General features: G+C 44.3%; 24 protein-coding genes and 3 pseudogenes. 10 read left to right on the plus strand and 17 right to left on the minus strand.

Annotation, left to right across the window (positions count from 1 at the left end):
* Nucleotides 1–10 precede the first annotated feature (10 nt).
* From FFV08_11750 to FFV08_11785, 8 genes and pseudogenes are all read right to left on the minus strand, one after another.
* Complete coding sequence (locus FFV08_11750) at nucleotides 11–499, minus strand: hypothetical protein (protein ID QLB53186.1); 489 nt, start codon at nucleotides 497–499, stop codon at nucleotides 11–13.
* Between the two features lie 136 nt (nucleotides 500–635).
* A complete protein-coding gene (locus FFV08_11755) occupies nucleotides 636–1,082 on the minus strand; it encodes a prepilin-type N-terminal cleavage/methylation domain-containing protein (protein QLB53187.1) in 447 nt (148 codons plus the stop codon).
* 73 nt (nucleotides 1,083–1,155) lie between these two features.
* Nucleotides 1,156–1,614: a prepilin-type N-terminal cleavage/methylation domain-containing protein gene (locus tag FFV08_11760; protein QLB53188.1), complete on the minus strand. Its 459-nt coding sequence runs from the start codon at nucleotides 1,612–1,614 to the stop codon at nucleotides 1,156–1,158.
* Nucleotides 1,615–1,721: 107 nt separating this feature from the next.
* Nucleotides 1,722–2,213, minus strand: coding sequence for a prepilin-type N-terminal cleavage/methylation domain-containing protein (locus FFV08_11765; protein ID QLB53189.1), 492 nt, complete (start codon nucleotides 2,211–2,213; stop codon nucleotides 1,722–1,724).
* Nucleotides 2,214–2,332: 119 nt separating this feature from the next.
* Complete coding sequence (locus FFV08_11770; GenBank protein QLB53190.1) at nucleotides 2,333–3,559, minus strand: type II secretion system F family protein; 1,227 nt, start codon at nucleotides 3,557–3,559, stop codon at nucleotides 2,333–2,335.
* 3 nt (nucleotides 3,560–3,562) lie between these two features.
* Entirely contained in the window at nucleotides 3,563–4,627 is a 1,065-nt protein-coding gene (locus FFV08_11775; GenBank protein ID QLB53191.1) for a type IV pilus twitching motility protein PilT, read from the minus strand.
* 1 nt (nucleotide 4,628) lies between these two features.
* Nucleotides 4,629–6,310 (minus strand): annotated as a pseudogene (locus FFV08_11780) (type II secretion system protein GspE).
* A gap of 1,121 nt (nucleotides 6,311–7,431) precedes the next feature.
* Nucleotides 7,432–8,319, minus strand: a complete 888-nt coding sequence (locus FFV08_11785; GenBank protein QLB53192.1) for a cation transporter — start codon at nucleotides 8,317–8,319, stop codon at nucleotides 7,432–7,434.
* Between the two features lie 169 nt (nucleotides 8,320–8,488).
* Here FFV08_11785 and FFV08_11790 point away from each other — a divergent pair, with 169 nt between their 5' ends.
* From FFV08_11790 to FFV08_11800, 3 genes are all read left to right on the plus strand, one after another.
* Nucleotides 8,489–9,010: a TetR/AcrR family transcriptional regulator gene (locus FFV08_11790; protein QLB53193.1), complete on the plus strand. Its 522-nt coding sequence runs from the start codon at nucleotides 8,489–8,491 to the stop codon at nucleotides 9,008–9,010.
* Between the two features lie 38 nt (nucleotides 9,011–9,048).
* The gene (locus FFV08_11795) at nucleotides 9,049–10,215 is read left to right on the plus strand and encodes an MFS transporter (protein ID QLB53194.1); all 1,167 of its coding nucleotides are present in this window, start codon (nucleotides 9,049–9,051) and stop codon (nucleotides 10,213–10,215) included.
* A gap of 151 nt (nucleotides 10,216–10,366) precedes the next feature.
* Complete coding sequence (locus FFV08_11800) at nucleotides 10,367–11,194, plus strand: HAD family phosphatase (GenBank protein ID QLB53195.1); 828 nt, start codon at nucleotides 10,367–10,369, stop codon at nucleotides 11,192–11,194.
* A 29-nt stretch (nucleotides 11,195–11,223) separates the two neighbouring features.
* Here the strand turns inward: FFV08_11800 and FFV08_11805 are convergent, their stop codons facing one another.
* Genes FFV08_11805 through FFV08_11830 form a run of 6 tightly spaced genes read right to left on the minus strand, consistent with a single transcriptional unit; the run spans nucleotide 11,224 to nucleotide 16,212 of the window.
* On the minus strand, nucleotides 11,224–11,709 hold the full coding sequence (locus FFV08_11805) for an N-acetyltransferase (protein ID QLB53196.1): 486 nt from the start codon (nucleotides 11,707–11,709) through the stop codon (nucleotides 11,224–11,226).
* A 40-nt stretch (nucleotides 11,710–11,749) separates the two neighbouring features.
* Nucleotides 11,750–13,018: a D-alanyl-lipoteichoic acid biosynthesis protein DltD gene (gene dltD, locus FFV08_11810; GenBank protein QLB53197.1), complete on the minus strand. Its 1,269-nt coding sequence runs from the start codon at nucleotides 13,016–13,018 to the stop codon at nucleotides 11,750–11,752.
* A complete protein-coding gene (gene dltC, locus FFV08_11815) occupies nucleotides 13,011–13,250 on the minus strand; it encodes a D-alanine--poly(phosphoribitol) ligase subunit DltC (GenBank protein ID QLB53198.1) in 240 nt (79 codons plus the stop codon). The genes dltD and dltC overlap by 8 nt, the downstream gene beginning before the upstream one ends.
* A 19-nt stretch (nucleotides 13,251–13,269) precedes the next feature.
* On the minus strand, nucleotides 13,270–14,514 hold the full coding sequence (gene dltB, locus FFV08_11820) for a D-alanyl-lipoteichoic acid biosynthesis protein DltB (GenBank protein ID QLB53199.1): 1,245 nt from the start codon (nucleotides 14,512–14,514) through the stop codon (nucleotides 13,270–13,272).
* Complete coding sequence (gene dltA, locus FFV08_11825; protein QLB53200.1) at nucleotides 14,511–16,061, minus strand: D-alanine--poly(phosphoribitol) ligase subunit DltA; 1,551 nt, start codon at nucleotides 16,059–16,061, stop codon at nucleotides 14,511–14,513. The genes dltB and dltA overlap by 4 nt, the downstream gene beginning before the upstream one ends.
* 19 nt (nucleotides 16,062–16,080) lie before the next feature.
* Nucleotides 16,081–16,212, minus strand: coding sequence for a teichoic acid D-Ala incorporation-associated protein DltX (locus FFV08_11830; protein ID QLB53201.1), 132 nt, complete (start codon nucleotides 16,210–16,212; stop codon nucleotides 16,081–16,083).
* Between the two features lie 258 nt (nucleotides 16,213–16,470).
* On the opposite strand from FFV08_11830, the gene FFV08_11835 reads away from it, so the two are divergent.
* From FFV08_11835 to FFV08_11850, 4 genes and pseudogenes are all read left to right on the plus strand, one after another.
* Nucleotides 16,471–16,809 carry a PadR family transcriptional regulator gene (locus tag FFV08_11835; protein QLB53202.1) on the plus strand — a complete coding sequence of 113 codons (339 nt, stop codon included), beginning with the start codon at nucleotides 16,471–16,473 and terminating at the stop codon, nucleotides 16,807–16,809.
* A pseudogene (locus tag FFV08_11840) lies at nucleotides 16,784–17,384 on the plus strand (DUF1700 domain-containing protein). The gene FFV08_11835 and the pseudogene FFV08_11840 overlap by 26 nt, the downstream one beginning before the upstream one ends.
* Nucleotides 17,377–18,417, plus strand: a complete 1,041-nt coding sequence (locus FFV08_11845) for a DUF4097 domain-containing protein (GenBank protein QLB53203.1) — start codon at nucleotides 17,377–17,379, stop codon at nucleotides 18,415–18,417. The pseudogene FFV08_11840 and the gene FFV08_11845 overlap by 8 nt, the downstream one beginning before the upstream one ends.
* 143 nt (nucleotides 18,418–18,560) lie before the next feature.
* A complete protein-coding gene (locus FFV08_11850) occupies nucleotides 18,561–19,514 on the plus strand; it encodes an LD-carboxypeptidase (GenBank protein ID QLB53204.1) in 954 nt (317 codons plus the stop codon).
* Nucleotides 19,515–19,593: 79 nt separating this feature from the next.
* Here FFV08_11850 and FFV08_11855 read toward each other — a convergent pair whose 3' ends face one another.
* From FFV08_11855 to FFV08_11865, 3 genes are all read right to left on the minus strand, one after another.
* The gene (locus FFV08_11855) at nucleotides 19,594–20,910 is read right to left on the minus strand and encodes a carbohydrate-binding domain-containing protein (GenBank protein ID QLB53205.1); all 1,317 of its coding nucleotides are present in this window, start codon (nucleotides 20,908–20,910) and stop codon (nucleotides 19,594–19,596) included.
* Nucleotides 20,873–21,586, minus strand: a complete 714-nt coding sequence (locus tag FFV08_11860) for a polyphosphate polymerase domain-containing protein (GenBank protein ID QLB53206.1) — start codon at nucleotides 21,584–21,586, stop codon at nucleotides 20,873–20,875. Before FFV08_11860 ends, FFV08_11855 begins: the two co-directional genes overlap by 38 nt.
* Before the next feature lie 194 nt (nucleotides 21,587–21,780).
* Nucleotides 21,781–24,198 carry a YhgE/Pip domain-containing protein gene (locus FFV08_11865; GenBank protein ID QLB53207.1) on the minus strand — a complete coding sequence of 806 codons (2,418 nt, stop codon included), beginning with the start codon at nucleotides 24,196–24,198 and terminating at the stop codon, nucleotides 21,781–21,783.
* A gap of 44 nt (nucleotides 24,199–24,242) precedes the next feature.
* On the opposite strand from FFV08_11865, the pseudogene FFV08_11870 reads away from it, so the two are divergent.
* The 3 genes and pseudogenes from FFV08_11870 (at nucleotide 24,243) to FFV08_11880 (ending at nucleotide 26,025) form a co-directional block, all read left to right on the plus strand.
* Nucleotides 24,243–24,575, plus strand: a pseudogene (locus FFV08_11870) (hypothetical protein).
* 42 nt (nucleotides 24,576–24,617) lie between these two features.
* Nucleotides 24,618–25,250, plus strand: coding sequence for a DUF4947 domain-containing protein (locus FFV08_11875; GenBank protein QLB53208.1), 633 nt, complete (start codon nucleotides 24,618–24,620; stop codon nucleotides 25,248–25,250).
* A 244-nt stretch (nucleotides 25,251–25,494) separates the two neighbouring features.
* Complete coding sequence (locus FFV08_11880) at nucleotides 25,495–26,025, plus strand: TetR/AcrR family transcriptional regulator (GenBank protein ID QLB53209.1); 531 nt, start codon at nucleotides 25,495–25,497, stop codon at nucleotides 26,023–26,025.
* The last annotated feature ends 55 nt before the right edge of the window (nucleotides 26,026–26,080 follow it).

Here is a 26,080-nt window from a genome sequence, read left to right on the forward strand (position 1 = left end):
TACCTATTTTTCATTTCTGAGCCGAAACCAAGTGACCTTCTTCTGAGCGAATACCGCTGGTTGACCAGTTAAAAATGACAACATGTTCATAATAATCACTGCTACCAGGCAATTTAGACTTAGATCTAATGGTGACATTGTAATTTTCGGAACCATTCCCGTCAAACTTTCCTGTCATTTCAATCTCAGCTACGCCTCCATCCTTAAAGGTATGGGTTGCAGTAATAGGTTCCGTTGAACGCGACCGACCTTCAGCTCGATTTCTAAACTCTGTATTGAGTGATGAGGGATTTCCATTTTGAGGCTCAAAATATGCTCCCAAAGCCAACTGTGAACCAGATGTTGCCACATATTTGGCTTTGAGATAGCTATACATGCGCTGAGTCTGTGTCTGCCCCGTATCCACGATAGAAGCTAGAATCCCAATCATAGCTACCAACAACACAATGGTTACAATGACCATAGGCAAGGTTGAACCCTGTCTTTTTTTCCCTTTCATTTTATTACTCTCCTAATACTTCTACTTTTGATATTGCCAAAATAGTTGTCACAGTCTGACAACTACTTTGGTAATATCCGACTGCCGAAGCAGTCGGAGTAAAAATAAATTTTTCAAGTCTTAATTCTGCAGTCTATTAATTTTTATTAACTCCATTTGCTGACCAGTCATAAGTCCATACTTTGTTCTCACCACCGCCTGAAGGTTTAAAGGTTGAAGTTAGGGTTGTACCACTAATAGTATGTGCTGAATCCTGACCATTCTTAGCCAAGGCATCCGCAATATTTGTTGAATTCTTAGCCGCATTTTTAGAAATGTATGGCGCAAGCTTTTCAAGAGTGATCTCGCCTGGATTGCCCGGATCATCTGATCCTCCGATATAAGACTGGATAGCTGATACCAATTCACGGTGTTCAGATTGGATACGGCTCTTACGCGCGTTATCTTGGAAGGAAGTGATAGCTGGAATCGCTACAGCTGCAATGATAGCAATAATGATAATTACCACGATCAACTCAACCAAGGTAAAACCTTTACCTTTTTTCTTCAAATCCTGACGGAATTTTTGCAATTTGTTTAACATTTAAATATTCTCCTATTTTCTTTTTATCTTTATTATTCGCTGAATATCAGCTTAACTTTTAAACTACATTTAGCTAGTTGGTATTTGAACCACTATATCTCCAATCGTAAAGCCAAGTTTTGTCCTTGGTTTTATCAGTTCCCGCTCCTGAGGGATGGAAGGTCGAAACCAAGGTTGTACCATCAATTTTATGAGCCGGCTCCTTATCATTCTTAGCAAGGGCATCCATTACTTTAGTTGAATCTCCCTTGGAATTTTTAGAAATATATGGTGCCAATTGCTCCATTGTAATTGATGTTACAGTTTCCGGGTCATCCTGCGATCCGATATAAGACTGAATAGCAGTTGCCAACTCACGGTGTTCTGACTGGATACGACTCTTACGAGCGTTATCTTGGAAGGAAGTGAGAGCCGGAACCGCTACAGCTGTGATAATCGCGATAATGATGATGACCACAATCAACTCAACCAAGGTAAAACCTTTGCTTTTTTTCTTCAAATTATGACGAAATTTTTGCAATTTGTTTCGCACTAACTTCTCCTAATTCTTTTTCACAAGGACTGCTGAGCAACCTTTTTTAATATCTCTCAAATGTAGGGTTTTAATTCATCGTTTCTTAGATGATTTGATGATTTGCGTTAGTTCTTATTAACCCCGTTTGCTGACCAGTCATAAGTCCATACTTTGTTCTCACCACCGCCTGAAGGTTTAAAGGTTGAAGTCAGGGTTGTACCACTAATAGTATGTGCTGCCTCAGTACCATTCTTAGCTAAAGCGTCAGCAATTTTATCGCCGCCTTTAGCGTTTTTAGAAATGTATGGCGCAAGCTTTTCAAGAGTGATTTCGCCTGGATTGCCTGGATCATCTGATCCTCCGATATAAGACTGGATAGCTGATACCAACTCACGGTGTTCAGACTGGATACGGCTCTTACGAGCGTTGTCTTGGAATGAAGTAATAGCTGGAATCGCTACAGCTGCAATGATAGCGATAATGATAATTACCACGATCAACTCAACCAAGGTAAAACCTTTACCTTTTTTCTTCAAATCCTGACGGAATTTTTGCAATTTGTTTAACATTTTGAATAGATCTCCTATTTTTTCACAATTTTTAATATTTTCGCCCACAGGGGCATTTGTTTTGTTCCTAGCTGGGAGACCCTACAAACTCCCAGCATCAGAACGGTTTCCTAACTTTTTGCAAGGCTAGCGCCCTGCTATCTCCTAAACTTTTCTGAAGCGCCGTCCTACTGGTCAACTCCAGATCCTGCATCCACAGCGTGAGCAAGCTCAAACATTGGCAACATGACAGACGCTACGATACCACCGATGATAACCCCCATGACGATGATCATGGCTGGCTCCAAGAGTGAGAGCAGCTGCTTAATCGCTGTTTCAAGCTCTTCTTCATAATAATCTGATGTCTTGACCAGCATAGACTCTAGAGACCCAGACTCCTCACCGATCTTGACCATCGAGAGCATCATAGGCGGGAAGAGACCGGTTGCGGTAATCATCCCTGTCAGACGTTCCCCTTTTTGCAGACCTTCATTAGCGATCTTCATCTTTTCAATGACGACAGCGTTGTTGGTTGTCGCAGCAGCAGACTCAATAGCCTCGACCAGAGGGATACCCGCACTGGTCAAGATAGCCAAGGTGCTGGCAAAGCGAGCAGTGACAATCTTCTGCATCGGCCCCTTGATGACCGGCAGCCAAAGCTTAAGGCGGTCCAGCTGGTAGCGGCCTGCCTCTGTGCTGCGATAGCGCAGGAAGAGGAAGACTAGAATCCCTGTCACACCGAAGAGGATATACCAGTAAGAGCGGACAAAGTTACTAGCTGCTAGGACGATACGCGTCGGCAGCGGCATGGCCATCCCACTCTGCTCGAAGATTCCTGAGAAGCTTGGGATAACGACATAGAGCAAGGCTAGGACTGCGGCCACAGCTAGAAAGGCTAGGACTGCGGGATAGATCATAGCTCCGCGAATCTGGCGGCTGGTCTTGAGCTCTTTGTTATAGTGCTCAGACATCTTTTCCAGTACCTCGTCTAGCTTACCAGTCTTTTCACCGGCCTGCACCATACGAATCAGGAGATCGGGAAACATCCCTTCCTGATCCAGCATAGCCTTGGACAGCTGACTACCTTCTTTTAGGCTCTTGCTGACGATTTTAAGGCTGGACTTGAGATTCTTTGAAGTAGCCTGTTGCTCTAGGATATCCACCGCATTATTGAGGGGAATCCCCGACTCCAGCATAACCGACATCTGCTTACAGAAAAGCGATATGTCCTTGAGCTTGATCTTCTTGCTTTGGAAAAGAACAATCTCCTTAGAGCCCATGACCTTTTCTTCGACACTGATCGGCTTCCCTTTGAGACGGATCCGATTGACGGCGTCTGTCCGGTTAGGAGCGTCCACCTCTAGTGTGACGACCCCTTGTCGAGTGTCTAAGTATTTACAAACATATACCGTCATGCTCTAGTACCCCACTATTCCTAGGGATTTTTCAACTTGAGCGCGGTCCACTGAGTAGGACAGTAGCGTTCTTTGATCGATGACATTGCGACGGTAGAGTCCCATGAGCGAAGTGTCCATGGTAATCATGCCTAGCTGAGCCCCTGTTTGGATTGGCGTCAGCAGCTGGTGGGTCTTCCCTTCGCGAATGAGGTTGCGAATAGCGGGTGTTCCCAGCATGATTTCAAAGGCAGCCACACGACCCTTGCCGGTCGCTGTACGCATAAGCTGCTGCGATACAACTCCTTCCATAACAGCTGAAAGCTGTACACGGATCTGCTCTTGCTGCTCGGCTGGAAATACGTCGATAATCCGGTCCATGGTGTTGACGGCACCGACCGTGTGGAGGGTTGACAGGACTAAGTGACCTGTTTCCGCCGCACGCAGGGCGATTTCAATCGTTTCCTTATCCCGCATCTCACCGACTAGGATGACATCCGGGTCCTGACGAAGTGCACCGCGGAGAGCATTTCCAAAGCTCTGCGTATCCGCTCCCAGCTCACGCTGGTTGACCAAGCACTTATTATGCGTGTGCATATACTCGATCGGATCTTCAATCGTGATGATGTGCTCGTCCCGCAAGCTGTTCATGTAGTTAATCATGGTTGCCAGGGTCGTTGACTTTCCGCTTCCTGTTGGTCCGGTAACCAATATCAGACCCCGGCGTTTCTCAGCTAGCTTTTTGATAACTGGTGGCAAGCCCAGAGATTCCATAGATGGAATATCCTTGGGAATGACCCGCAAGGCAATCCCGCAGTTGTTTTTCTGCTTAAAGATATTGACCCGCAAGCGATAGCCATTATCAACCTCGTAGGCACAGTCCACTTCACCGACTTCTAAAAGATGAGTAATCTGCTTCTCATTTAAAATATGCTTGGTGAAGCGAACCGTGTCTTCGTTGGTCAAAATTGTATTGTTGAGTTGTGTTAACCTCCCGTGCAGACGCATGGTTGGCTCAGCGCCAACCGTGAAGTGGATATCTGATGCACCCGCTTCAATCGCCTGCTTAATTAACTCATCCAAATTCATCCTAAACTTCCCCTTCTAGACTAAAGGCAATCTTCATTGCTTCTTCAATCGTTGTAGTCCCCTGTTTTGCGATATCTATGGCCTCCTCCGCCAAGTCTCGCATACCATTTTTCTTAGCTTCTGCCCGAAGCTGTGCTGTTGTTCCACCATCATTAATTAGTGATTTAATCTCCCTTGTCACTGCCATGATTTCGTGGATAGCTATACGTCCATAGTATCCCGTACCGCTACAGTAGTTGCAGCCGCGTCCGCGATACAAGGTGTCTCCCTTGTGAATACCGATACCTGCATGTTCATTTGTTTCTACAGTGTATTCAGTCTTACACTTAGGACAGATGCGCTTAATCAAGCGCTGTGCGATAATACCGACAGTCGCCGTTGAGACCAGATAAGGCTTGATGCCCATATCGACCAAACGGTTGACTGTACTAGCTGTGTCATTGGTGTGGATAGTCGAGAGAACGACGTGACCAGTGATAGCGGCCCGAACCGCGATACTAGCTGTCTCTTCATCCCGAATCTCCCCAAGAGAACGATGTCCGGGTCCTGACGCAGGATACTTCTCAAACCACTCGCGAAGGTCAGTCCAGCTTTGTTATTTACCTGAACTTGGTTGACCCCTTCCAATCGGTACTCAACCGGATCTTCAACAGTGATGATATTTTTTCCTACATCATTGAGCTCACGGAGCGCTGTGTAGAGAGTGGTTGTCTTTCCGCTTCCTGTTGGACCAGTCAGCAAGATGATGCCTTCTGGCGCCTTGAGAATCTCTTCAAAAAGTTTCTCGTTGGTTGGCGAGAATCCCAGCTCCTCTTTACTGAGGAGAGTTGCATTCCGGCTCAAAATCCGAATAACGATTTTTTCACCGAATACAGTAGGCAAGACTGAAACCCGCATATCGACTTCTTTGCCGTCGATGGTTGTTTCAATCCGTCCATCCTGAGGAATCCGCCGCTCAGCGATATCCAAACCACTCATGATCTTAATCCGTGTCGCAATGGCTGAGTGAGCATTGGCTTTCAACTGCATGTTTTCCACTAAGGTTCCGTCAACCCGGAAACGAACACGAACAACTTTTTCAAAGGGCTCAATATGGATATCGCTGGTCCGCGTCTTGATTGCCTGACTGATAATCGAGTCAATCAAACGCACAACTGGAGCGTTTTTGATTTCGAGATCTTCTTCGACAATCTCTTCATCCACATTAAAACCTTCGATTTCGGTCGCTGCCTGTTGGGCTTCTTCTCCTTTGGAATAGTATTGATCGATATACTTCTCAATATCATCCCGAAAAGTTACATAAGGTTCTACCGCCATTTTAGAGACGATTTTAACGTCATCTAGGGCGATATAGTTACTTGGGTCTGCCATCGCAACTATTAACTTGGGTTCTTCTCCCTCTTCTCCATCTGTGAAAGAGATCGGAATCAATCCATGACGTTTAGCAACTTTTTCTGAAACCTTCTCGACAGCTTCCTTTTCTATCACAAACTGTGATAGATTGACATGAGGTACACGGTAGTAGTAACTCATGACTTTCAGCATATCTTCTTCTGTCACATAGCCCTTGCTGATTAGATATCTCTCTAACTGCATGTTTGATTGTGGCATATCCTGAAGAATTTCTTCTTTTTGAGCTGCCGTTATCAGATTGAATTGAACCAATATAGCGATTAGTGCCATTTGTTTCTCCTGTCTGTGATTTTTTTGTAAAAATCCTTCAATTCTTTCTATGCGTTATTAGATAACAGCTTTCTTAAAAAAATCTCCCTCGCTTAAAGTTTCCTTTAAGGTTTCTTTAAGCTTTTTAAGTTAGGCTAGTACATGGAAAATTTACCAATAGAACCAAACTTAATGTTTTAAGTTAGATGCTTTGAGCAGTATTTTCGTTTGACAGGCGCAAAAAACAGACCTTGAAACAATCATAAGATTGCCCAAGAAAGTTTTAAACTTGTCAAATGAACCGCAAAAAAGCAGATGCCAAAAACATTTGTTCTTGCGTTCTTAGATACTATACAAAGCAAGTTCTCTTGCAAAATTTCTCATGCTCTGAGATTTAGGTTAAACCGTGTGTGTGTGAAGTTGGTTTAACCCGAATCAGCAAGCAGCCAGTGCCATAAGATAAGAATTCTTGTCTTATGGTTTTTCTTTTTACCGATATGCATATTTTGGTAGGAAATGCTAGGAACAAAAGCTTTATTTGCTTTAAAAAACATTTACCTATCACAGTATATGACATAATTGACATCTTGTCAACAGGTTTGCCTCGAAAAAAATGATTACATTTAAAAAAATGTTCAACTTTGATAAAGACTTGTTATATCAACGTTTCTAACGTTTTTTTAATGACTTTTTTTCTTGCGAGGTTTAAAAAAAGCAATTTTTTAAGTGAATTTCTCCCCTTTGTCGCTTTCTCTTCAGCCTTCAGATGGACAGTGTGACAGCATCTGTCTTCTTCTGGTCGGTAGTCGATATGCTTAGGAAAGGCGCTTCAGGACAAGGCTTAGCAAGCTTTGCCTGTTTCTTCCTACTCAATAGTATATGCTAAAGAAAATGCATTGTCAATACATTTGCATTTTATTAGATGTAAAACTTCTCTAAAAATGCACAATGTGTTCAGCTTGTCTATTTTTTATAGAAAAACCACAAAATCAAAAAGCTGGAATTTTCAGACAAAGAAATAGAGAAATTAAATAAGAAGAAAATCGTAAAAATAGAACCAGTTAAGTGATGGAAATTAGACTGCAAAACGAAAAAACAGCCCGAATATCGGACTGTAGAGATATAGTTTATAGTAGCACTATTTAAGTATGAGGTTTTAAATCGCCCTCTCCACCTAAACACCACTCTTCATGCTCTTCCAAGCTGCTATCCGTCTGGATAGTGATTTTAGTAATACCGTAGGCTTGAAGCTCTTGACGCAAAGTAGTCTGGGTATCAATTAGAAGCTCTGGATTTTCAAGACAGATATGAATCATGGCAAATTTTTCCAAACCGTCTGTCGTCCAGACATTGAGCTGGGTAATAGTCTGAACGTTTTCAACCGCCAGAATTTCCTGATAAAGCTGGGTCAAATCGATATCGCTAGGGATATGATCCAGAAAAATCTTGATGTTTTCCCAGAACTTAGGCAGAGCCTTGCTGAGGATGAAGCCTGCAATGAGCAGGGAGAGCAGCGGGTCAAGAAAATACCAGTCGGTAAAGCGCAAAACGATAGAGACTAGAATAACAGCCAACCAACCCAAAATGTCCTCTAAGAAATGGAGACTGAGAATGGACTCATTATGACTGTGTCCATGGCCATGGCCGACCACCTTGCTGGCTGCTAAATTGACTATAATGGCAAAGATACCCAGCACCAGCATGCCGTCATAATTAACCTTTTCCGGTGCAAAGACCTTGGGTACATTCTCAATAATCACCAAGGTCGAGCCAACCAGCAAGATGACAGAAGTCAGCAGGGCTCCCAAAAGGCTATAGCGCTTGTAGCCCAGAGTGTATTTCTTGTCTTCTTTTTTATTAGAAATTTTTTCAAAAAGGGTGGAAAGTCCGATGGCCATCGCGTCTCCTGTATCGTGTACAGCGTCGGCTAGTACAGCGCTGGAATTGAACATGAAGCCAAAGATAAACTCAAGAATGGCAAAGGAAAAGTTTAATAGAAAAGCGATGGTCATATTTTTACTAGATTTCACGGCAGCCTCCTTTCAGTTTGGCTAAATTTATAGTATAATGTAGTCAAAACGGAACACCTTGTTCAGTTTTCTTTATCTTTATTATCCCTTATTCTCAGAAAGGAAACAAGAAGCAATTGAGGGGCTTTGTCTGTTACTGAACAATCCTGCTCTTTTGTTCCGAAACGCTATGGACAGACGAGTCAAGAAATCACGCGCAGCTATTTACCAGGCTTTTATCAGCCTGCTGCACCAAAAAAGCTATGAAAGCATCACGGTACAGGAAATCATCGACCTGGCAGATGTTGGCCGGTCGACTTTCTATGCCCATTTCGAGACCAAGGAAGCGCTGCTAGAGGAGGTTTGCCAAGACCTCTTTCAGCATACCTTTCTTGAGCGCGACGATGGCAAGGATCTTTTTGAAGCAACCACCCATATTTTCAAACATTTCCAAAAGAATCAGGACAAGATTGCGACCTTGTTGCTTTCGAAAAATATCTATTTTACTAATCGCTTAAAGATTGAGCTGGAAAACTATCTCTTCCCAATGATTCAGGAACAGCTCCTGCAGAAAAAATCTCAGCTGCCCGAGCCCTTTCTGAGAAATTACGTGACCTCTACCTTTGTGGAGACGGTCAGCTGGTGGCTCCAGCAGAAGAAAACATTGCCAGAAACAGTTATCAGCCAGTATTTTCTGGATTTGATGGAGTGATTTTATTTTGATGTTTATATAGGAGGAAACTTAACTTTATGAAAAAGCAACATTCGAAATTTTTACTTCCAGGTATTCTGATGGTGGGGGTTGCCCTGCGGGCACCTTTTGCAGTGCTGCCTGTTGTGCTGGGCGATATTGCTAAGGGACTTCAAGTTCCCGTCAACTCTTTGGGACTGCTGACTAGTCTGCCCTTGATTATGTTTGCCCTCTGCTCAGCCTTTTCCCCACGCCTGGCTCAAAAGGTCGGCCTGGAAAAGCTCTTTACCATAGCCATGATTGTGCTGACTCTGGGCTCTTTTATTCGTATCTTTAACCTGCCTCTACTCTATGCAGGTACAGTCATACTAGGGGCTGCCATCGCTGTCTTAAATGTGCTCCTGCCCAATGTCATTCAGGCTAATCAGCCAGAGAAAATTGGATTTCTAACCACGCTTTATATCACTTCTATGGGGCTGGCCATCTCAATCATGTCTCCCTTGGCTGCGCCTATTGTCCGCTTAGCTGGCTGGAAAGGATTGATTCTCGTCCTGACCCTCATCTGCTTACTAGCCTGCTTGATTTGGCTGCCTAACAGTCGGCATAATCACCAACTGACTAGAAAAAGCCGCGAGCAGCAAATGGGGGCTCTGCTAACAAATCCTAGAGTATGGGCTCTGATTGTTTTCAGCGGCTTGCAGTTCTTGCTCTTTTACACAGCTATCACTTGGCTGCCGACTCTTGGCCAGTTGGCGGGACTTTCCGATGATGCTACTGGATTCTTAGCCTCTATCTTTTCGATTATCAGCCTTCCTTTGGCTATGATTGTTCCTAGTCTAACAACACGTCTATCTGCGAAACAACGCTTGGGAATGATTACTCTCTTTTCTGCAGCCGGCGTCATTGGTCTGGGTATGCTGTTGATTCAGACGGATTCTTTTATCTACTGGCTCATTCTCAATCTGCTAATCGGTATGTCCGTCAGCGCCCTCTTCCCCTACCTCATGGTTACTTTCTCGCTCAAAACCAGTACCCCTGAGCAAACCGCTCAGCTATCTGGCTTAGCTCAGACTGGTGGTTATATTCTGGCCGCTTTTGGTCCTAGCCTCTTTGGCTATAGCTTTGACTTATTCCGCTCTTGGACCCCAGCCATCCTCATTCTCATTGGCTTGACTGTCATCATGGCACTAACACTCTTTTACATTGAAAAGTTTGACAAGATATAATAAAGACGAAAAAGAACCTGGGAAAAAATAATTCTCAGGTTCTTTTGACTTTCTATTAGGCAGTCTCTACAAGCCTGTAAGTCCTTGCCAAAACTTTTAAAGTCTTAACACATATGTTATACTCTATGTAGAATAGCAAGGAGGACGACCCATGACAAAACAAGCGATTCGTCTGATTATCAGCGACATTGACGGCACCATTTTGGACGACCAGCACCAAGTGGATCCAGCACTTAAAGACCTAATTCCTCTGCTCAGTCAGAGAAAGATTCCTTTCGTTCTCGCTTCCGCCCGCTCTCCTCTAGGCATGGAACCGATTGCGCGTGGGCTGGGACTGGGAGATAATCCGCTGGCCTGCTACAATGGCGCTCTGGTCATCAAGGGCGACCTGCAAGCTTACGAGACCATTATCGAGCACCCTCTGGATAAGGAAGAAATCCGCACTTTTCTGGAGCTTGTCAAGGCTGAATTTCCTAGCGTGTCCATCAATCTCTACTCTGGTAAGGATTGGATTACCGACCGTCTGGATAAATGGGTGCAGATAGAAGCGGATATTACAGGTGAGCAGCCGATGATTCAAAATGTGTTAATGCCAGTGCTGGACGTTCTAATGCCCGTCCACAAGCTACTTCTGATTGATCAAGCTCCTATCATCCAGAAACTCCATGACTACCTACAGACCTTGGACTTTCCCAAGACAGCCTTCTACCTCTCTAAGGACAACTACATGGAAGTCACAGCCAAGCATGTCTCTAAGGAGCAAGCCTTGTACGAAATTGCCCAGCACTACCAAGTGCCTCTAGAGCAGGTCATGACAATTGGAGACAACTTCAATGACCTTCCTATGCTGCGACTGGCTGGACTCGGAGTCGCTATGGGCAATGCCCCTGAAGCAGTCAAAACCAAGGCAAAAGCCGTGACCAAAAGCAACAATGAGCACGGGGTCGCGGAAGCTATAGAAAAGTATGTTTTGATATAACCTAAAAAATCTGCCCTTGAGCAGATTTTTTATTGATGATAATCATAGGCTAGGCGAGGACTGCCATCAGCTACATAAATAATGCCACACTCCCTAAAGCCGTAGTTCAGGACAGCAGCCTGCATAGCCTGATTAGCCTCATGGGTATCGATGCGCAAATAGGGAATCTGCTGGCAGCAAAAATCAAAGACCTGACAGGATAGGCCTCTGACTTGCCCACTTGAGGCGATGCGGTGAATGGTGCCGTAAGGCTCCGAAAAATGCCAGGCTCCCATTTCGATGACCTGATAGGTCGAGTCTTCTCCGATGATAAAGGCAAAGGTGCCGACCAGCTGCCCATCTTCCTCGATAACAAAAGAGTAGCCAGCCGCGATGTCTTCCTCAATCAAGCCCGCGCTGGGATAGCCTCCATCCCACTGAGTCGGATTGCTCTGGTCTTTCATGAACTGACGGGCCACATCATAAATCTCCATAATGGCTGGGATATCTTCTGTTTGGGACAAACGAATCTTCATCTTTCCTCCTTTATAAAAATAAGGTCGGAAAGTCCCAACCTTATTTAAATTCTTCTGGTTTGCCAGTATACTGAGACCATTCCTTAGTGAAGAAACGGTCATTCATCTGGTAGTTTGGCGCCGGCTGTGGATTGGCCACAAAAGGATCAACCGCCTTGTCAAAGGCCAGCCAGCCATTCCAGCCCATGTGAATAGTGTCCTGCATGAAGTAAGGCTTGTCGCCGTCCTTAGAAAAGTCAGCAATGTTAGTAAAACCCTGACTTTCCAGCTGGTAGCGAATCTTAGCCACCGTCCGCTGGTACATTTCAGGACTGAGACCTGTATACTCCATCCACTTAGAATTGACCGGTGGAATGATGAAGATGACATTGGTCTTTGACTTGGCAAACTGGTCCAGAACCAGCTGTAAGTCGTTGTACTCAGGGGATTTTTCATAAGATTGCTTGGTTTGAAAACCTCTGAGCTTGGCAACCTTGCCTGCCAGACGGGTCTTGTAAAATTGATTGTCTATGCCGAATTGGTTGTTATTGGTCTTCTTCTTGGCCTCTGCTGTGGCAATCTCTTCCAAAGCCTGATAAGAGAAGGTATCTGGCAGATCAGCCATATAAGGCAAAATTCGCTGGTCATAATTTTCATTATTGAGGGCAGCAAAATTGCTAAAAAAAGCATCTTGGCGCTCATTAAGATGAGCCATCATATCAATATGACGCTCTTCAAAGCTGCTCAGCTGTTTACCTTCAGACAGCTTCTGGACGCTCTCTGCCATAGCAACATCTGGATAGAGCTGAAGGAGGCGCTGGGCTGCATATTGCGCAGCCGCATCTCCCTGCTGCTGAGACAGATAAGCCGTCAGCTGGTCGCTGTTGAAGTACTGCTGAAAGGCCGAAGCATCATAGCCGGTCTTGGTAAACCACTGGGGCGATACCACATAAACCGCCGTTTGGCCCTCCAACTCAGAGGACATCTGCTGCATGCCAAAGTATTGATTAAATGATGCTGCCCCGCGCTGTCCTAGAAAATAGGGACGATAGGAGCGGTCGTATTTCTCAGCCAGCACTGCCGGATGCATGCTATCAAAGCGCAGCCATTCGCTAGATCCAAAGAAGGGCACAAAGCGCATCTTCTTATCGGTCAAGGCTGTCACTTTCTTACTGCGGCTTTTGAAGTTTTCTGCTGTCAGGGTCACTGCCGAGCGCTTCTCTGCTTCTATATCATGCTTTTTATCAAGCGGATAGAAGAAAAAGAGCAGGGCAACCATGACCATAGCGCAGAAAACTGGGCCCAGAATCAGCCAGAGTCGTTTAAGCATTGCGAAGCTCCGTTACGCCTTCAACGATTTTGTTGGCTGTGTTCCAGTCATCGCGGCCAAACTCTGACACTGGCACGCGGATGTCAAAACGGTTTTCCAGCTCAACAATCAGCTCGACCGTTCCCATACTGTCTAGGACACCAGCGTCAAACAAATCCTCGTCCATTATATCAGACACATCTTCCATAAATAGTTCTTCGATAATTTCAATTACTTCTGCTTTTATATCCATTTTTCTTCCTCATTCATTTTTATTTTTTAAACCAAAGCTCATTTAAAAATCCAGAAAAGATCAAAAATGAGAACATGACTGCGTGAAAGGTCACCACAATCCCCAAAGCTTGGGTCCATTTATTGTCTGGCAGAGGCGGAAGCCCCTTAGCCTTGCGCTCTTTGTTTAGCGTTTTCTTCTTGCGCAGCCAGGCATCATTGACGACCAGCCCAGCTCCATGAAAGAGACCGTAGGCGATGTAATACCAGGTTACACCATGCCAGAAGCCCATAATCAGCATGTTAATTAGATAGGCCACACTAGAGGTCGTGTTGCGGTTTTTAAAGACCTTATTGCGCATCAGGACCATGACCAGCCGCATAAAGACAAAATCACGGAACCAAAAGGACAGACTCATGTGCCAGCGATTCCAAAATTCTTTCAAATCGCGTGAGAGAAAGGGCTTATCAAAGTTGATTGGGCTCTTGATTCCCATGAGATTGGAAATAGCTAGCGCAAACATCGAATAACCGGCAAAGTCAAAGAAGAGATCCAGACCAAAGACATACATGACGCCCAGAGTTCCCAGATTAAAGAAACCGCCGGTATAGAGAGCATAGGTCTTGACATGCCCCAGCAAGAGATGTCCAAAGATATGGGCCAGGATAAATTTATAAAGGAAACCTAGCATGATATACTTGACAGACTGCTCCAGCATATCCAGCAGCTCATCGCGCTCAGGAATGTTCAAATAGTCTTCATTGAAACGCTTGAAACGATCAATGGGACCGCTTGAAAAGGTCGGCATGAAGAGCAGGAAACGCAAGAACTCCCAGAGTGTGAACTCTGTCAAAACCCCATCGCGCATCTCAATCATCATCCCTACCGAGCGAAAGGTCAGATAGGAAATCCCCAAAAAGCCAAAGAGAGACTGATGGCCGCTGATTGCGGGCTCTACCTTGACAAGCACAAGCGGCAGAACTGCCAGCAAGGTATGCAGATAAAAAATCCACTTGCTGTCCCGCGACCGGCGATAAAGCTTGTATGAGTAAACCCAGACTATCTGCCAGACGACATAGCCTAGCAGAGCGCAAAGTTGCGCCAGACTGGGACCTGTCAGCATCAGGACGATAAAGACCAAGCTGACCAAGGCTTCATAAAGGGGGAAGCGTTTCTTAAAGAAAAGTCCGACAAAGATTGGCAGAACTGCTAGAACGATATAGACAAAGTAAACTGGATTGCCGTAGGGTTCCAAGTGAGGCAGCTGTTTCAAGAAATCCATCATCGCTTATTGACCTCGCTAATCAGCCCCTTGATGTCAATCTTGCCATTTGGAGTCAGAGGCAGGGTCTCTCGATAGAGGAACTTGGACGGCATCATGTAGGACATCATGATATCCTGCAGATCTTCCTTGATTGCCTTGGTAATATCGATTTCTCGCTCAAACTGCTCAGCCACACCGTCTTTGAGAATGACATAGGCCAGTAGATTTTGGACCTTGTGGTCCTTATTGTAGCGGGGAACAGCCACCGCAGACTCAACGTATTTCGATTTGTTGAGGTTTTGAGACACATCCTCCAGCTCAATACGGAAACCATTAAACTTGATCTGGAAATCCATCCGGCCGCCGTAAAGCAACAGGCCTTCATCTGTCATGGAGCCCACATCTCCTGTATGATAGGCTGGCAGACCTTCAAATTCAAAGAAGGCCTCCGCTGTCTTCTCAGGATTATTCAGATAGCCCTTGGATACAGCTGGGCCGCAGACGATGATTTCTCCCTGCTGGCCATTCGGTACCTTCTGCCCTTCTTCGTCAATGACAAAGGTAGGAGAGTCCGCCTTGGTATAGCCAATCGGCAGGCGCTTGCAATTTTGCAGCATCTCATCAGTCACTGCTACTGCAGACAGGGCCACTGTTGCCTCGGTCGGACCATACGCATTGATAATGCGAGCTTGAGGGAAGCGATCGCGCAGCTTCTGAGCTGTCTTGACTGTCAACTCCTCGCCGTCAAAATAGAAATGTGTCAGCTGAGGCAGCTTCTGGCTGTTAAAGTCATCCGACAGCAAGGCCATATCCGCGAAGGAAGGTGTCGAAGTCCAGATCGCAATAGGCAGACTGAGAATCGTCTCAAACAGCTGCTTGAAATCCTGAGTCACAGCCGAAGGTAGGGCAAAAAGAGTTCCTCCCAAGGCCAAAGTCGGCGCCCAATACATGACCGACAAATCAAAAGAATAAGGCGGCTGAGCCAACATTTGAGGACGAGTCGGAGTCGCAAACTCCTTATCTGTAATCATCCAATTCGTAAAGCTAAGCAGATTATTGTGGGAAATCTGCACTCCCTTAGGTTTACCAGTCGTCCCTGATGTGAAAATGATGTAATAGTTGTCATCTCCTTGCACTGGATGGCTAAGCTCATAGGACGCTCCCTCTCTGAAGGCTGTCTGGACTTGCTCCGCACTAAAAATAGGAGCTGCTACATCTGCCAGCGGAAAATCATTGATGGCAATAATCAAACTTGGCTCAGCAACTTCCACAATCGCTGCCACGCGCTCCAAGGCTGAATGGCTGTCGATAGGAATGTAGGCATGACCAGACTTGGTCAAGGCCACAAAAGTAGCCAGCATTTCGTATTCCTGACCGCCAAAGACCACAACCGGAGACTTATCAGGAAGTCCCAAACGGTCAATCTGAGCCGCCAACGAATCGGAATCCTTCTTTAAATCGCCATAAGTATGAACTTGACCTAAAATATCATAAACTGGAAAATCCGGCTGCACCTGAGCAAAATGCTCAATCGCTTCAATCATATCATGTATCACTTTATTTGACATTATTTCCTACTCTCTCACATTAAAATTCATTATAGATAAAGCCACCCTGACCCTGACCCAGATAGCTAAAGAAATAAAGCAAGGCCAGAAAGATAACAAAATATAGTAAGGTTTGGCCCAAAAACTTATATAGGGTTTGATGTTTTTTCATAGATCTCTCTTATATTTTTAGTTAGACTTACACCATTTTATCATTTTATGGAAGATGTTTTCAACACAAAAGCTAAGGAAGATGTAAAGTTCTTATAAGGAAGAAAGGTACTTTGATGCACCTTATAAATAGGCATAAAAAGGCATTTTCAAAAAATATATAAAAATTTTATATATTTTGCTTGACTTTTCTCCTAAGAGGTTGTAGACTATATATAGAAAGATTATATATAAATATTTTACACAAGGAGGTAGTCCTATGCCTTTCCCCACATCATCGGCTTTGATTGAGTTTCTCATCTTAGCCATCCTTGAAAAAGACGATTCCTACGGTTATGAAATCAGCCAGACGATTAAGCTGATTGCCAATATCAAAGAATCAACACTTTACCCTATTCTGAAGAAGCTGGAGCAAAATGACTGCCTCACGACTTATTCGCAGGAGTACCAAGGACGAAAACGAAAATACTATTCACTTACTGCCTACGGGCATGAACATCTACTCACTCTAAAAGAAGAGTGGCAAACTTATACTACCACCATCAGCGGTATCATAGAAGGGAGCATCCGTCATGACAAGAACCGAGTATCTAGCTGAGCTAGAAAAATATCTAAAAAAAACTGCCACGCAAGGACTACCAGGAAGCTATGGATTACTTCACTGAGTACTTCGACGAGGTAGGCCCAGAGGGCGAGGCGGCTGCTATTGCTGATTTAGGCAGCCCAAAGGAAGCGGCTCACGAGATTATGTTGAATCTTTTGGACAAAAAAGTCGAGGAAGATAATCAAGACAGCAGTTCATCAAAAAACACTAAGAACATCGTCCAGATTGCTATCCTATCCATTTTGGCAGCACCCTTGGCTATTCCGCTCTTTATTGTAGTGGCACTTTTGACTTTCGTTTTCTTCCTCTTAGTCTTTATCTTTGCTCTAGTCATGGCTATAGGTGCCTTTGCCTTCTTTATCTTTGGCATCAGCCTGATCTGGAACACTTTGACAGTGGGACTGACAACATCGATTCCGGCCTTCCTGTTCACTCTGGGGCTCAGTGTTCTAGCTCTGGGACTGTCCGGCATCTTCTACGCAGGCATTTCTCCTGTTACTCAGTTTGGCAAGGCTGGCTTTGTCAAACTAGCTCAACTTTTCGCAAAGAAAGGAGCACGTCATGGCTAACATCAAATTGAAAAAACCTCTTTTATCCGCAGCTATTTTAGCCTGCCTCTTTGGTGGAGCCCTGACAACTATCAGCTCCATTACAGGCGGTGTCAACGACTTGGTCAATTCTGCCAAAAGCAAGGTAAAACTAACGAAAAAAGAAGAAAGTTTCTCTGATCTTTCTTCCCTAAATATTAATTTAACAGCTAGAAACCTCGTCATCAGCGAATCTCCTGATGACAAGGCTCACTTGACCTATTACCAAAGCGATGGCAACTATCAGATTGATGGAAGCTCGCTTGGAAAAATCACGACAAGTTCTGAAAACGGAAACTTAAACATCAAGGAAGATGGTGCAGGCTCCTTCCACATAAGCGCTGGCATCCGCTCCTTACTCAGCTTATTTGACCAAGAATCTCAGGAAAAACGTACTGTGCAGCTTTCCCTGCCCAAGGGGACCAAGCTTGAGACATTCAGCGGCAGTTCGTCATTAGGAGATGTTACGCTGTCCAATCTATCAGCAAAAAATGCTGACTTCTCTCTATCCAATGGCTCGTTGACTGTGAATGATAGCCAATTCGCATCTGGTAAATTTAAGAACTCTCTGGGAGAGATTTCCTTTAATAACAGCCAGATTAGCTCTGGAAAAATCAATGCTTCTTCGGGTACCATCACTCTGAGCAACAGCCAGTTCGCATCGGGCGAAATAGCAAACTCTCTGGGAGATGTCAACCTAAACTCGAGCAAAATCTCCGACAGCACTCTGAAAACCTCAAGCGGCTCACTGAACTCCGAACGATTGGAATTAGCTGGTACAATCTCTATCACTGACCAACTTGGCGATATTAATCTGAACTTGGTTTCCGGCAGTTTGTCGCAGCTATCCTTTGATCTGAAAACAGATCTAGGTGAAATTGACATCCCTAGTGGTATGAATGTAGAGCACACCAAAGGCGATGATGTTAGCGACTCTGCCATCCGTAAAGTTGAAAATCCGATAACTACACTTACTGCCAGCGCCCAAAGCGGCAGCATTAAGCTCAGCGAATAAATCATAGAAAAGAATATATACAATCAGGGAGTCCTCAGCGGCTCCTTTTTTGATAAAAATTCCCACAATTCTCTAAGATTGCTTTACAGGCCTTGGCCTTTGTGCTATGATATTCTATAAAAATTTATCACAAGGAGGTTCCTATGAAAAAACTCACACCTGGTATGCACATTCGGGTCGTCAGTCCCTCGTCGTCAATCGAACGCCTTGGTGGCTTTGAGGCCAATCTAGCCGCCAAGGAGCGCTTGGAAAAGCTAGGATTTACCGTGTCTTTTTCGGAACATTATCTGGAAAATGATATACTAGGCTCTGCCTCCATCGAAAGCCGAGTGGCAGACATCCATGCTGCCTTCGCAGATGACTCCGTTGATGCTATTCTGGCCACTATCGGCGGTTTCAACTGCAATGAGCTCCTGCCCTATCTGGACTTTGAATTGATTGCTAGAAATCCTAAGATTTTCTGCGGCTACTCAGATACGACTGCCTTGCTCAACGCTATCTATAGTAAGACTGGTATAAAAACCTACATGGGACCGTCCTACTCTAGCTTTAAGATGGAAGCCTTACAGGACTATCAGACCGAGAGCTGGCTCAAGGCTGTCAGCCAGACTTCTTATGAATTGACTCCTAGTGAAAAATGGGGCGACAATGCTTGGTATCTGCCCGATGCGACACTTACTTTTCATGAAACAGAGTGGAAGGTCTATCATCACGGACAAGCCCAAGCCACTGCTATCGGTGGCAATCTCTCCACCTTCTCACTCCTGCGCGGCACGCCCTATGCCCCGACAGATGAAAACTATGTCCTCTTTGTTGAAGAGGCAGAGGAAGATGATTATGTGGAATTTGACCGCAATCTAGCTGCCCTCCTTCAGGCCTATCCTAACCCACAGGCCCTTCTCATCGGCCGCTTTCCAAAAGAATGTCAGATGACAGAGGAACTGCTCCTTTATATCTTGGGCAAACATCCAATTCTCAAACAAATTCCTGTCCTCTATGACTTGGACTTTGCTCATACTCAACCACTCTTTACCATTACCATCGGTGCTCAAGTGACCGTGGATACGGAAAAATTATCTATCAGAATTGATGAATAGCAAGAAATCCTCATTCCAGCTGGAATGAGGATTCTTCTCTTGCATTAGGCACTATTTAATTGTTATCTTGTCAGCTTTCTTATCGTCCACCAAAACCGCCTTGGCCGCCTGGGGCACCGCCGCCACCAGGTCCACCAGCGCCAGGTCCGTCAGCTGTGATTTCTGTTCGGCTTTCACCATTGACCGTGATGGTACCGCCAGTATAGGTAGCCGTTCCGTCAAAGTCAAAGGCAGATACCGTAGAAGTAATGTCTAAGTTTCCTCCTGACATGATGACATCGCCGTTAGAGTCAATAGCATCGGTATCGCCTTCACCGACCTCGACCTTGATATCGCCACCGGTAATCTTGATAAAGATATCAGCTCCAGTTACATCACTAGCTGCATTGATACCATCATCTGTCGCATAAAGATCCAGCTTACCTCCGTTAATGGTAACATTGGTTCCTTCCAGAGCTTCTACACTCTTGGAAACCGTAATCGTCCCACCATCAATCAAAGCGATATTGCTAGCGTGCAGACCATCATCACCAGCATTAATCGTGATGGTACCTGATTGGATATAGAGATTTCCCAGAGAAGTATCTTCATCATTGTCCGCGTGGATGGCATCTTCTGTCGCTGTGATATCGATAGTAGCGTCCTTGATATTAATGGCTGAAGCTGCTGACAGACCATGCTTAGCTGCCTTGAGCGTATAGGTACCACTTGTCACCCGCAAAGTCTGCTCAGACTTAATCGCTGTTTCATACTTACCATCAACTGTCAGGCTTCCAGAGCCGTTGAGAGTCAGATCAGAGTTACTATAGATTGCAGCATCTGCATCCGTATTACTGTGATTTGATGAGTCTGAGATTGTATTTTGGCTGCCGTCAGCCAGAGTCAGGCTTGTTTTACCCGCATTTTCTACTAGGATAGCTGCGTCTGTCCCGCTCATGGTTACACCATTTAGGACGATTTGAACCTTGTCGCTATCACCTGCTTTGACGACAATCTGCACATTTTCACTCGTTCCAGAAACGACATAGGTCCCAGCCTCGGAGATTGTCACGGTAGAGCCGGAGACACTAGCGCCGTCACCAGAGGTCTTAGCACTGGATCCACTCAGGCTGATAGTCGTCGCCTTAGACTCATCATAAGAAGCGTCTGAGTCCTCTGAGGCAAAGTAATCAGAAGTATTGGTCTTGGTCTGACTGGTGCTTGTAGCATTAGCAGTCTGGGTGCTGCTTGAAGCTGTAGAGCTGCTGGCGTTTGAACTGCATGCTCCCAGCACTGCTGTCATCAAGACCAGTGGGATCATCAATTTAATTTTTTTAAGGGTTGATTTTGATTGTTTCATTTTTCTTTTCCTATCTATTTTATTTGCTGCTGATACAGTTTGCCTTTTTGTAAGCAAAGCCGTATTTGGAGAAAGAGCTCGAAGACAGCTGGTAGCGATCCATGATCTCGCTCAACCATAGCGGACAAGCTTCTGGAATCTTAACTTCCATAATCACGTGGTTGGCTGGCAGGAGATGATCTCCATGGCGACCAGCCAAGAGACTCAGATCATAAGGACGGTAGGTCAGGTCGTGATCAAAGGTAATCCGAATCCGCTCGTCCTCAATCCCTTTCATCGAATAACGATTGTAGCCGATATACATCATAGGCTGAATATGGCCAAAATGCTGGGTCAACCAGGCCATTTCCTTATCTATCTGAACGTCAGTCAGCTGACTGTCATCACCGTCTAGATAGGATTCCGCTGTCAGCAAATCTGCTGCAAGACGGCGTTTGGTGACCAAATTCTCAGTCTTTTTCTTGATTTCTAAAAAGACTTGACTATCCTCGGTCGGATTCTCTTGATAAGTCCGCAAGCGCACCTTCTCGTCAAAGCAAGGATTTTCCAAGGACTCACGAATGAGCTGATAAGACGGCGTATCATAGTAGAGATTGTTAATGGTCGAATAAGCTCGCTCATCCTCCACCAGATAGCCTTCAAACTCTAGCAATAGATCCAGCAAGGTTTCCTTGGAAATGATGTATTTGGTTTCAAAGCGCTGAAAATGATTTTTAAAAAATTTTTCTGCCATGGGTTTCTCCCCTCTCTATCTTTCTTGAATGTAATGTAATTTTAAAGATGAAAACTTAAAAGAAAGATAAAGAAAACTTAAAGAAAACAAAACATCTCCCTTTTCAGGAGATGTTGATTAAAGAAAAAACAAAAGAATTACAGATAGACTTTTCATCTACATTTTTACAGATTCATAAAAGCATGTGCCCTAAGCTATCCGTTTTTATCTGTTCGATAGACCAGAGTACCAAGCGCCATGAAAAGAACTAAAACACAAGCAAGGAAGAGCACCTGAGTGCCAATTTGGCCGTTCATAGAAATCGTTTGGCGTAAGCCCGATACAGAATAGCTCATTGGCAGCCAAGGGTTGATAACTTGGAAAATCTTACTAGTCAGCTCCAGCGGATAGGTTCCTGCACTAGAAGCCAGCTGTAAGAGCAAGAGAATCAGAGAGGCAAAGGCGCCGAGCTTGCTATCCCAAGTAACCAAAGCGGTCACAAGAGCCATAAAGGTCATGCTGGCTAGGACAATCAAACCAAGGGTTGCCCACTCATGGTTAGCAGATAAGCCTATCAAGTGCACAGCACCATAGACCAAAACACCCGCCACGACGGAAATTACTCCATTTACCTCTATACGGGCCTTCAACCAATCTCGTTTCGTCCTAGGTTCTTGACCCGATGGAAGTGTACTAAAGATGATGTTGGTTGAAATAGCCGCCACAAATAAAGCTACTGAAATCATATAAGGCGCCATCCCAATGCCGTTTTTCTCTACCTTGTTCTCATCTGTCTTGCTCAGTGTCAGAGGATCTGCCAGAGTTTTTGCATTGTCTTCCTTGGTTGAAACAGCCGACAATTTATCGCCTGCATCCGTGAGGCCATTGGACAAATCACTCGTTCCCACAGTAAGTTTAGAGAGATTATCTGTTAAAGCACTGCTGCCATCAGCTAGCTTCCCTGTTCCGCTCGCTAATTGATTGGTCCCATCTGCTAATTTCCCGAAACTAGAGGTCAATTCTGGCGATTTATCTGTTAATTGTGCTGCCCCATTTGCTAATTTTGTTGTATTTGCTAGCAAATCAGGGTTCTTACTTGCCAAACTTGATGTTCCCTCAGATAGCTGACTGACTACATTGGTATAACTTGTCACCCCTTGTTCCAATTGTGTCGCGCCAGTCGTTAGTTTCTCATTTAGGGTATCTACACCTGCGACTAGTTGATTGGCTCCTCCACTTGCTGAACCGAGACCTGCGCTCACCGTTGATAAGCCATTATAAAGGCCATTGATCATGTTAGCTGCCTGTGGCAGAACTTGATTTGATGCACCTTCTAACTGACTAAGTTTTGTTTGACTAGCCCCTTTTATCGTTTCAAGAGAAGCCCTCATCGTATCAACTTCTGATAAAATTGCCTGAGCAGATTGGTCACTTCCCGCTTGACTAGCACCGACTGCTGCATCAATCTCAGCCTTAGCCTCACTAGAAAGCCCTTGATAAGCACTGGTCCCTTGGACACTTGCCAAAGCTGCAGCCCTGGCATCCTGATTGTTATTGATAATGGCTTGAGCGGATGCTGCTATGCTAGTCAGTGAAGCTTCAATGCTGTCTGTTGACACTGCAGAGTCACTTGCTGCGGCTTGAATACTAGCATTCAACTGTGTCAAACCATTTGCTAAATCATTCACATTTTGCTGATTGTTAGCTAAGGTAGTATCTACCGATGACTTTAATGTGGCCAAGCCAGTATTCAGGTTTGTCACACCTGTCGATAAGGCCTGAACTCCATCTCCTGACTGGGTGAGCTGTTGGACTCCATCCAATAAATCTGCTGATCGACCCGACAGCTGATTTGCACCTGTGGCCACAGTACTTACACCATTTGCATAAGTGTTTATCCCGTTTGACAAACTACCCAGTCCAGACGATACTTGTGCGACACTCCCAGTATAAGTCTGTAGTCCTGTATTAAATTGAGCTGCACCGGACGATAATTTGCTCGTAGCTTGATTCAGAGTTCTTAAGTTATCTGCAATTGTCTGACTTCCTGAACCTAGTTGTTGACTGCCAGATGCTAATTGCTGAGCACCATCGGATGCCTTCACCAAGCCAGTTTTTAGGTCTCCCATATTCTTAAATATGGCGCTTGTATAAGTATCCGTCACATTTTTCGCCACCGTCTGCTTCAAAGAAGCCATTGCTGAATCACTCATTTTACCAGCAATAAAACTGTGGCCGCTAGACGTTTGATAGTCAATCTTCATTTGCTGAGGATTATCAGTCAAAATACTGGCTGCACGTTCAGATAAATCACTTGGAAGCGTCACAACCATGTAGTAATCACCCTTTTCCAGACCATTTTGAGCATCTTCTTTACTGACGAAATGAAAATCCAGATTTTTATTTTCCTTGAGGCTGGAAACAACATCCTCGCCTATAGACAAGGTCTTGCCACTAGCAGTTACAGCTTTATCCTGATTGACGACCGCCACTGGCAAGTCCGATACCTTTCCATACGGATCCCACATGGAGCTCAAGAAAATAACATTATACAAGGCAGGAATCAAAGAGACTCCTAACATCACGATGATAAAAGTCGGCTTTTTTAAAATAGCTTTCCATTCTCTTAACATGTCTACCTCCTAAAATTATACATAGTGTCCAAATTTCGATAAAATTGATTATACACCAATCGAAAATTATTACAAGTTTATTCTTTAAAAATTGGACACCGTGTCCAATTTTGTTTAAAAAGATTGTAGGGAAGCGGAATAAGTTGGCCCTAGTGCCTTTAATCCCTGAATAATCTGTAAACAAAAGGCATTTTCCCATAGGTAGCTACACAGAAAATCAGCATTATGTTAGAATGATAAGCTAGGTAAATGGAGTCAAGCATTGAGCTCTTAACTTGATGATAGGGTTCCATGTGAAACACTGCTGTCAGTAGACGTCTCACACCACAGCACCTCAAGTCAGATTGAGCACAGCAAAGAAAGGTTTTAGACAATGAAAAAAACTATTTAGCTTATTTGCTCTAGTTGCAGTACTATTTCTGCTATCAGCCTGCCGTTTATTTTTGCCACAAAGGTCAAATCGTCCAGCTCAGTCTTCTGCGACTAAAAACCTAGACAAGAAAGATAGTTCCAACAAGTCTAAAAGTTCTGACAGCAAGAAATCTGAAACAAAGGAATCTTCATCTTCCAGCAGCTCTGAACATCAAGAGGACGGAAAAGAACCAGAAAAAACCACAGATGGTCTTCCAGAAGATGCCGATCATGCTAAGAAAGACAAGATTTATGCGACTGGCAATACCAAGGTTTATTACCAATCCTATGAATCAGGCGGTTTTGAAGCTCAAATTCCTGAATTTAAAGGATATACCCAAGAAAAAGTTAAAAGTATTCTCAGTGAACCAGAAAAAATAAGCACCGATCTTGCTTCTGAATATGAAGCCTTCCAAGACAAAGAATTAGAAAATCTTAAAAGACTGGCTCAGGAGCAAAAAATAAGTACCGAACAAGCGCGTGCTTTCTTAGCAGGTGCAGTTGACATTGCTCAAGCATCAAGATTACAAAACACCTACACAATTTACTCTTATAAAAATGAGCAAATTTCTATTATCTTCTCGCAAGAGGGCGAGCTACTTTACGTCACTCCTGACCCTGACTATCTCTACTTCAAATAATACATAAACTAAAAGCTGAGACTTTATCTTTAAGTCTCAGCTTCGCTATTTTTACTGCTTTTTACCAGTCAACCAAGCCTAATCAGATAAAATTTTGACTATCTATGCTTAATTCCGGAATTTAACTCTTTTCCACTGGAAAAACATTTGATATAATGGTACGTGGAGAAAAAGAAAAAGTAGTTTGCTATGATAGCTATTAGCTTGAAGAGCAGACTGAGGCTTAGCCTCAAAGGGAGATTTTATGTTAGAAAGCAATAAGCGCCGAAAAACCAAGGCTATTATTGAAAGAGCCATGGTTACACTACTGCATAAGCAGTCCTTCGACCATATCACTACTGTCCAGCTAGCTCAAGCTGCTGGCATCAGCCGTAGTAGTTTTTATACTCACTACAAGGACAAGTACGATATGATTGAACGTTATCAGCAAAACCTCTTTCATCAGTTGGGGTATATTTTTGAGAATAATCAAGAAGATATCAAAACTGCGATTACGGAGGTCTTTCAGTTCCTCCAGCAAGAACCGCTCTTAGCCGCCCTTTTAACGGAAAACGGTACGAAAGAGATTCAAAATTTCTTGCGCCACAAGCTGCAGGTGATGCTGGCTGATAGCCTTCAGGATCGCTTTAGCAATCGCATTTACAATCATTTTGAAAAAGAATACAGCCGGGTCTTTCTGGCTAATGCCTTCTTTGGTGTCTGCCAGATGTGGATTGCTAGAGGAAAAAAAGAAAGTCCTGAACAAATAGCAGAATTTCTTTTAAAAATGATATAAGAAGTTGCTTAAGCCCATCGAGCACACTTCTACTCAAATTTTTGAAAAATTAAAC

Source organism: Streptococcus sanguinis (assembly GCA_013378335.1).
In the GTDB taxonomy this organism is placed as follows: Bacteria; Bacillota; Bacilli; order Lactobacillales; family Streptococcaceae; genus Streptococcus; species Streptococcus sanguinis_I.

Excerpts from the sequence above, each read along its gene's own strand:
- FFV08_11750 (QLB53186.1), bottom strand. The coding sequence starts at position 499 with ATGAAAGGGAAAAAAAGACAGGGTTCAACCTTGCCTATGGTCATTGTA.
- FFV08_11755 (QLB53187.1), bottom strand. The coding sequence starts at position 1,082 with ATGTTAAACAAATTGCAAAAATTCCGTCAGGATTTGAAGAAAAAAGGT.
- FFV08_11770 (QLB53190.1), bottom strand. The coding sequence starts at position 3,559 with ATGACGGTATATGTTTGTAAATACTTAGACACTCGACAAGGGGTCGTC.
- FFV08_11775 (QLB53191.1), bottom strand. The coding sequence starts at position 4,627 with ATGAATTTGGATGAGTTAATTAAGCAGGCGATTGAAGCGGGTGCATCA.
- FFV08_11790 (QLB53193.1), top strand. The coding sequence starts at position 8,489 with ATGGACAGACGAGTCAAGAAATCACGCGCAGCTATTTACCAGGCTTTT.
- FFV08_11795 (QLB53194.1), top strand. The coding sequence starts at position 9,049 with ATGAAAAAGCAACATTCGAAATTTTTACTTCCAGGTATTCTGATGGTG.
- FFV08_11800 (QLB53195.1), top strand. The coding sequence starts at position 10,367 with ATGACAAAACAAGCGATTCGTCTGATTATCAGCGACATTGACGGCACC.
- FFV08_11805 (QLB53196.1), bottom strand. The coding sequence starts at position 11,709 with ATGAAGATTCGTTTGTCCCAAACAGAAGATATCCCAGCCATTATGGAG.
- dltD (QLB53197.1), bottom strand. The coding sequence starts at position 13,018 with ATGCTTAAACGACTCTGGCTGATTCTGGGCCCAGTTTTCTGCGCTATG.
- dltC (QLB53198.1), bottom strand. The coding sequence starts at position 13,250 with ATGGATATAAAAGCAGAAGTAATTGAAATTATCGAAGAACTATTTATG.
- dltB (QLB53199.1), bottom strand. The coding sequence starts at position 14,514 with ATGATGGATTTCTTGAAACAGCTGCCTCACTTGGAACCCTACGGCAAT.
- dltA (QLB53200.1), bottom strand. The coding sequence starts at position 16,061 with ATGTCAAATAAAGTGATACATGATATGATTGAAGCGATTGAGCATTTT.
- FFV08_11830 (QLB53201.1), bottom strand. The coding sequence starts at position 16,212 with ATGAAAAAACATCAAACCCTATATAAGTTTTTGGGCCAAACCTTACTA.
- FFV08_11835 (QLB53202.1), top strand. The coding sequence starts at position 16,471 with ATGCCTTTCCCCACATCATCGGCTTTGATTGAGTTTCTCATCTTAGCC.
- FFV08_11845 (QLB53203.1), top strand. The coding sequence starts at position 17,377 with ATGGCTAACATCAAATTGAAAAAACCTCTTTTATCCGCAGCTATTTTA.
- FFV08_11850 (QLB53204.1), top strand. The coding sequence starts at position 18,561 with ATGAAAAAACTCACACCTGGTATGCACATTCGGGTCGTCAGTCCCTCG.
- FFV08_11860 (QLB53206.1), bottom strand. The coding sequence starts at position 21,586 with ATGGCAGAAAAATTTTTTAAAAATCATTTTCAGCGCTTTGAAACCAAA.
- FFV08_11865 (QLB53207.1), bottom strand. The coding sequence starts at position 24,198 with ATGTTAAGAGAATGGAAAGCTATTTTAAAAAAGCCGACTTTTATCATC.
- FFV08_11880 (QLB53209.1), top strand. The coding sequence starts at position 25,495 with ATGTTAGAAAGCAATAAGCGCCGAAAAACCAAGGCTATTATTGAAAGA.